The following is a 447-nucleotide window of genomic DNA, read 5'->3' on the forward strand; positions in this document are numbered from 1 at the left end:
CTTCCGGTCGCCGCCGGCGGGCGCCGCCGCTCAGACGGCGCCGAGCGGGCGCAGCCACCGGGCGGGGACCCGGACCGTCACCGCCAGCGGCATCTCCACCACCCGGCCGGCGTCGTCGTACAACTCGCCGCGCACTCGATAGGCCACGCCCGGCTGCAGGCCGAAGACGTCGACCTGCTCCGGCGTGAGCTCGAGGTCGACGTCGCCGGACTCCACCACGCGCACCCCCTCGACCAGGTGCGGGCCGCAGGCGGTGACCGTCATCGTGAAGGTGCCGCCGCGCAGCGGGCCGTACTCCCGCTGGAGGGCGGCCGCCAGGTCGCCGTGCGGGTCATCGCCGGGCGAGGGCTCATCGGGCACGCGCACCAGGTAGGCGGCCCCGGCCACGATGCCCCCGGCGGCCCGCCCGCGCCGCCGTCCGCCCCCGCCTCCTTCGTCCCGGCGAGG

1 protein-coding gene is annotated in these 447 nt (G+C 78.3%); it reads right to left on the reverse strand.

Features of this window, described 5'->3' with window-relative positions; translation table 11 throughout:
• Positions 1–30: 30 nt before the first annotated feature.
• Positions 31–447, reverse strand: a 417-nt coding sequence (locus ACWJ6R_RS38035) for a hypothetical protein (RefSeq protein ID WP_449066808.1), incomplete at its 5' end; no start/stop codon positions are given.

Source organism: Planomonospora algeriensis (genome assembly GCF_977012225.1).